Origin of the sequence: Dactylosporangium sp. NPDC050588, from assembly GCF_040654975.1 — a bacterium.
GTDB classification, from domain to species: Bacteria; Actinomycetota; Actinomycetes; order Mycobacteriales; family Micromonosporaceae; genus Dactylosporangium; species Dactylosporangium maewongense.
In genome coordinates this window covers 147,984-154,201 of sequence record NZ_JBFAJA010000016.1, presented here as the reverse complement: position 1 = coordinate 154,201, position 6,218 = coordinate 147,984, and the positions used below count along the sequence as shown (strand labels likewise).

Here is a 6,218-nt window from a genome sequence, read left to right as displayed (position 1 = left end):
AACAACTCGACATCGCCACCGACTGGGGCCGCTACGCCGAGCTGTACTCCTACAACGCCATCAACGAGGAATACGAACTCGACCCCGCCCAACGGACACCGGCCACTGAGCCGCGCTGACCGGGCGTACCGCACACAAGACGGAGAGCGCAGTCGCCGGGCGACAACCTACCGAGGCGGCCATCTGTCACCGGTCACGAGTAGATTCGGTTTGACAAGCGGATGCCATGCACAGCACCGGGGGCATGGCCCCCGGGACCAACTGCCGCCCAGGACGACCCGTCGAGGAAGTCCAGATGGTACTGATCGGCGTCCCGGCCTCGTCGCTCACCGAAGGCCGTCTGTATGTCCACTCAGGACACCGCACGCCGTCAGGCCAGAGCCCGAAGGTTGAAAAACAAGCCTAGCCTGTGTTCGGTAAGTCGTTGTGGGCTGCCGGCTGTTCGCCGGTGTGGCGGTGATCAACAAACAGCGAGTCTCGGTAGTTGGCTCGTTGTCGATGGCTGGACACCCCGCGGCGGGCGCTCGCGGCTGAGCGACTTCTGACGGACACCGCTGCGTATTGAACTGCCGCCCGAAGGGCGGGTGCCGTCGAGGCGAGGAGGGCCGCCCCGGCGATCACCTCATGTGGTCGCCGTAGGAGAGCGACGGCTCTGCAGCGCCGCCGAGAAGGTCGAGCATGGACCGCAGTTGCCGCGAGCAGTGCACGATCAGCCCGCCCGGCACGGTACGCGCGGACTGCAGCATCAGATTGGCGGTGGCACCGTCGGCGAACCGCAGCGCCGATGCGTCGATGGTCATCGGCACGCCCGACACGGTGCAGTCGTCGCGGAGATCTGCAACGCAGAAGTGCAGCGCGAGGCGGTTGGACAGATCGCTGTCACCGATCAGCCGTAGCACAGGACCATCGCGAAGGATTCGCAGCAGCGACCGATCCGTGTCGGATGGTGGCCACTGGTAGATGGTGCCCGGATGCGCAATGGTGATCGGCCGCAGCTGTCGGCGGCCGAGCAGTCTGCGATCGTACTGGCAGACAACGGTCACGAAACCGCCGACGACCACGCGGTTGAGCAGCAATTCATAGCGGGCGAGCACGTCAGCGCTGACTCCGGCCCGGTGTGCCCAGGACATGTCTGCGATCGCCCACAGGCCCGAATAGCCGGCGGCGCGGGCGTCGGCAACCTCCGACGCCAACTTCCGCACGACTGCCTCCGCGATCAGCTGACCGTCCTCGATGTACCAGTCCGCAGGCGAAGGCAGCGACAATTGACCGGCCTCGAGAGCCGCCTCCGCTGCGACGCCGAGTTCGCGCAGCCCGGCGATCGCGGCCAGCGGGGCGGTGGTGCACCACACCACCCTGCCTCCCTTGCCCAAGCCTGCCGCCACGAACGCCGCAGCCATGCCGAGCCGTGACGCCGGGTCGTCAATGCACCAGCACACATGATCGCCCAGCTCGAAGCCAGCGGCCGAAGCGCGCGACACCCACACCACTCCCTTCCTCCACGCCGCGCGCGCCATCCGCAGAACGGCCACTTCCGACGGACTCGCCCCTCACAGCGGTGGAACGCCCGCCGGCGGAGCGGGACACGCTGACCGGCCGAACCACTCGGCCGGGCCGAACATTCCGACATGTGCCATGCAGGCGCCGGCGGCGCCCACATTGATTTATATATGTCAACATGTAACTCTATAACTGAAGAACCAGTCAACAAGTGACGACAGGGCAGGTCGCCAGTTCGGACCAGCAAGGTCGAGCCGCTGCGGCGACGCACGAGTCGGCGAGCAGCCACCGCCCCCTCGCCAACCAGTCGGCGCTGCCGCACAACGGTTGCCGTCAGGTGACAGCACGAAGGGCACTGCACACCCTTTGGCACGGGCTGCCGGGGCGGTCGCGCGTCGCAGTCGGCCCGGCAGATCCGATTTCCTGTCCGCGTCGTGGCGCTGAGGCCACCCGACGTGCGCTGCGATACCGCAGGCTTGGGGTTCGCGTCGTGATGGTGTCGTCGGCACTCCGGAACCGGCCGCCAGCGAGGTCGGGTTCAGCGGCCGACACACACGCCGGCGACTCAGGCAGGCGAGGCGGCGGCCGCGCTGTGGAGGTCATGTCGAACCTTGGACTGCAACGGATGGCGTGTCGCGCTAAACCGGACTGGCCGCCCTACGAACGCTTCGACGACCACTCACCCTGACCTCGGCCGTGCCCGCCTGACGAGACCGGCGCCGCTGCCCGTCGGTCCGACCGCCAGCGCCGCGACGACCTCTGCGAGCAACTCGGCTTCGGTGAACGGCTTTGCGACCAGGGTGACCGACGGGTCCAGTGTGCCCTGCGAGGCCAGCACCGGCTGGGCATATCCGGACATGAACAGCACCCTGACGTCTGAGCGCAGCGCGCGGACCCGCTCGGCGAGCTCCTTGCCGACCATCTCCGGCATGATCACGTCAGTGAGGAGCAGGTCGAGTTGCGTCGCCTCGGCAACCAGGGCAAGCGCCTCGGCGCCGTTGGCGGCGGTGATGACCTTGTAGCCGTTGCGGGTGAGAATACGGCGGGTAACCTCACGCAACGCGTCCTCGTCCTCGACGAGCAGCACGGTCTGTCCGGCGCCGCGGTCGACGGACATCGGGCCGGGGGCCGGTGCGGGTTCCGGTAGCTGGTCGGTGACCGGCAGCATGACCGAGATCGTGGTGCCGTTCCCCGGGTCGGAATTGATGGCGATGGCGCCGGCTGCCTGCACCACGATGCCATAGACGGTGGCCAGGCCGAGGCCGGACCCCTGGCCTTTCGGTTTGGTGGTGAAGAACGGTTCGAAGGCGCGATCCACGACGGCCTGGGTCATGCCGGTGCCCGAGTCGGTGACCCGGACAAGGGTGTAGGCGCCGGCGGGGACGTCCCAACTGCTGTCGTGTCCGGACGGCAGCATGACATCGTCGGTCTCGATGCTCAGGACGCCGCCGGTGGGCATCGCGTCGCGGGCGTTGACGGCGAGATTGAGCAGGATCTGCTCGATGTGGCCGGGGTCGGCGAGAATCGGCCCGGTCGTCGGGCTCAGGCTGGTCATCAGTGTGATGTGCTCGCCGAGGGTGCGCTGCAGGAGCTGCCGGACGTCCTCGACGATGTGGTTGAGGTCGATCACCCGCGGCCGGGCGACCTCGCGCCGGGCGAAGGCCAACAGCTGATGGGTCAGTCCGGCGGCGCGTTCCGCCGCCCGGCGGATCTGGGTCACGTCCGCGCGGGCGCTGTCCCGGGCCGCCCGGTCCGGTTCGTCGGTCTCCAGGACCTCCTCGACGAAGGCGAGATAGTTGAGGATCACGCCGAGCAGGTTGTTGAAGTCGTGCGCGACACCGCCGGCGAGCTGCCCCAGGGACTCCAGCCGTTGTGCCTGGTGCAGCTGCCGCTCCAGCCGTTCCCGTTCCGCCTGCGCCTTGAGCTTCTCCCGTTCGGCCCGCGCCTCCAGCCGTTCGCTGACGTCCCGCACGGCAGCCGAAACCAGCAGACCGTCCTCGGTCTCCAAGGCCGAAAGGCTGATCTCGGCGGGGAACTCTGAGCCGTCCTTGCGCCGGCCGGCCAGCTGCATGCCGGCGCCCATCGGGCGGGCCTTCGGGTCGGCGAAGTAGCCGTCGCGGTGGTGCGGATGGACACCCCGGGCGGCCTCCGGCACAAGCATCTCGACCGGCCGGCCGATCAGCTCACTGCGGGCGTACCCGAACAACCGCTCAGCCTGCGCATTCGCCAGGACGATCGTGCCGGAGCTGTCGACGCCGAGGATCGCATCCGGTGCGGCCTCCAGCAGCCCACGGAACTTCACCTCCGCTCGTTGCCGCTCCGACGCGTCGCGGGAGATCGACGCGACGCCGACAATGGCGCCTGCGGTGTCGCGGATAGGCGACATCTCCAGCGACACGGTGATGACCCGGCGGTCACTGCGGACCCGCTCGGTCAGATGCTGCTCGACCTGTTCACCACCGGCGATTCGAGCCAGCAGCAGGTCTTCCTCCCCGGCTCGGTCCGGTGCGCAGAGCACGTCGATCCGCCGGCCGATCATCTGCCGGGCGGAATAGCCGTAGAGGCGTTCTGCTCCGGGATTCCACGTGGTGACCACACCGTCGAGGGTCTTGCCGACGATGGCGTCATGGGATGACTGCACGATCGCGGCCAGCTGCGCCTGGGCCTCGGATGCCCGTTTCCACGCCGTCACGTCCCGCACCGCTGCGACGACCAGCGACTCGCCCTCGACCTGCAGGATGGACAGGGAGATCTCGGCGGGGAACGTGGCACCGTCCCGGCGCCGGCCGGCGAGCTCCATCCCGGCGCCCATCGCTCGCGGATGTGGATCGGCGAGATAGTTCCGCCGGTGAGCCGGGTGCACACTGCGCGCCGCCTCCGGCACCAGCATCTCCACCGACGCGCCGACCAAATCCCGCCGGTCATAGCCGAACAACCGCTCAGCCTGGGCGTTCACCAGCACGATCACGCCGGCGGAGTCGACCCCGATGATCGCGTCCGGGGACGCCTCCACCAACCCGGCAGCCTGCGCCGACCACTCCACCGCCATGGCAAGCCTCCACCTCGCCGAGAAGCGAGTCATGATCATCCAACCACGTTTCGGTGGACACCCACGCTGAAATGCTGCAACCAGCGTCGGAGGCGGATCAGCACTACCGACCGAGGGCAGAACCGGGCGGGTTCATGGCGTGAGCAGGATCGGTCCGCCGGGCCCTGGACGTATTGCGCCACGAAGGTCTGATCACGACTTGCCGTCCCGATCCCGGATCAGGTACTTCACCTGGCATCCGGCGTCCTCGAGGTCCATGACGAGATTGCGGGCGGTCTGGGTCACCCACGCGGCGGTCGGGTGCGCAGTCGCCGAGGACACGGACGCGGCGGCCGGCGTGTTCGATTACGGCGAGGATGTACAACCTGGTGCCGGTCAGCGTGATGGTCTCGATGAAGTCCGCCGCCATCAGCGCGTCGGCCTGCGAGCGCAGGAACTGTGTCCAGGTGCCTGGGCTTCATCGCGCCCGGCCCGCCCGAGCACCTCACCGGCCACCTCGTGGCCGGTGGCCCCTCCGCGACGCTCGACCAGCTCCACGACGGCTTCCAGGAGGCGATCCTGGCGCTGACCACCGCCGAACAGTTCCACCTCTCGGGGCTCGTCCGCCTCGCCGACCCCGGCCCGCGCCCGCTCGTCCTGTCCGACACCCGCATCGCCGCCGGCCTGTCCGTCCGGCACATGCGGGCCCTGGACACCCCGGCCCGCGCCACCACCGACATCGAGGACACCCCCCGCGTCTACCTCGAGTGCGACCAGCAGGTCCGCGAGGTCGCCCGCCGCCTCGCCGTCCACCAGAACACGGTCCGCTACCGCGTCCACCGCTTCCAGGAGCTGACCGGCCTCGACCTGCACCGCACCGAGGACCTCGTCACCGCCTGGTGGCTGCTCAACCGCCGCCGCCCGCGCCCCACGTCCTCCACGTGAACCGCGTTCCTTACCGTTCTGGGCAGAACGCCTAAGCGTGGGTCTGGCAGCGACCGCCGCCGGTCGCCACGCCGCAGGGTGTGCCGCGCTTGGTGGGCGCGCCGCAGAGCACCGCCGGGTCGTGGACGTGGCACAGGCCGGACGGGCGGGCCGCGATCGGGCACGGCTTGCCCGACTTCGTCCGTGCCCGGCAGAGTGCGCCGTCGGTCCTGGCGGGGGCAGCGGCGGCGCGGACGGGACGGGACACGGACGCCGGAGCGGCCGCCGGCACAGGCATGCCGGCCGCCTCCAGGGCCTCCCGCTGCCCGCGGGCCGCGAGCCGGTCGGCGCGCTCGTTCTCCACGTGGCCGGCGTGGCCCTTGACCCAGTGCCAGGCGACCTCGTGCCGGCTGACGGCGTCGTCGAGCTGCCGCCACAGGTCCTCGTTCTTCACCGGCTCGCCGGCAGCGGTCCGCCAGCCGTTGCGCTTCCACTTCGCGACCCACGACATGATGCCGTTGCGGACGTAGGTGCTGTCGGTGTGCAGGTCGACGGCCGACGCGCGGGTCAGCGCCGTCAGCGCCCGGATCGGCGCCGTCAGCTCCATCCGGTTGTTCGTCGTCGGCGTGGCCTCGCCACCGCACAGTTCCTTCTCGACCGAGCCGTACCGCAGCAGCGCTCCCCAGCCGCCGGGGCCCGGATTGCCGCTGCAGGCCCCGTCGGTCCAGATCTCCACCCGCTCAGCCATCCAGAGAACCTACGTCAC

At 69.4% G+C, this 6,218-nt stretch carries 3 protein-coding genes and 1 pseudogene; 1 reads left to right on the top strand and 3 read right to left on the bottom strand.

The genetic code is table 11. The features are described 5' to 3' along the window. Positions 1–617: 617 nt before the first annotated feature. Together AB0I21_RS13670 and AB0I21_RS13665 are read right to left on the bottom strand one after the other, a co-directional pair. Positions 618–1,481, bottom strand: a complete 864-nt coding sequence (locus tag AB0I21_RS13670; protein WP_360561006.1) for an MEDS domain-containing protein — start codon at positions 1,479–1,481, stop codon at positions 618–620. Between the two features lie 698 nt (positions 1,482–2,179). Then, entirely contained in the window at positions 2,180–4,549 is a 2,370-nt protein-coding gene (locus AB0I21_RS13665) for a PAS domain S-box protein (RefSeq protein WP_360561005.1), read from the bottom strand. Between the two features lie 438 nt (positions 4,550–4,987). On the opposite strand from AB0I21_RS13665, the gene AB0I21_RS13660 reads away from it, so the two are divergent. Then, a complete protein-coding gene (locus AB0I21_RS13660) occupies positions 4,988–5,473 on the top strand; it encodes a helix-turn-helix domain-containing protein (RefSeq protein ID WP_360561004.1) in 486 nt (161 codons plus the stop codon). A gap of 292 nt (positions 5,474–5,765) precedes the next feature. Here AB0I21_RS13660 and rnhA read toward each other — a convergent pair. Further along, positions 5,766–6,200: pseudogene (gene rnhA, locus AB0I21_RS13655) on the bottom strand (ribonuclease HI); the annotation flags it as partial. Between the last annotated feature and the right edge of the window lie 18 nt (positions 6,201–6,218).

Excerpts from the sequence above, each read along its gene's own strand:
- AB0I21_RS13665 (WP_360561005.1), bottom strand. The coding sequence starts at position 4,549 with ATGGCGGTGGAGTGGTCGGCGCAGGCTGCCGGGTTGGTGGAGGCGTCC.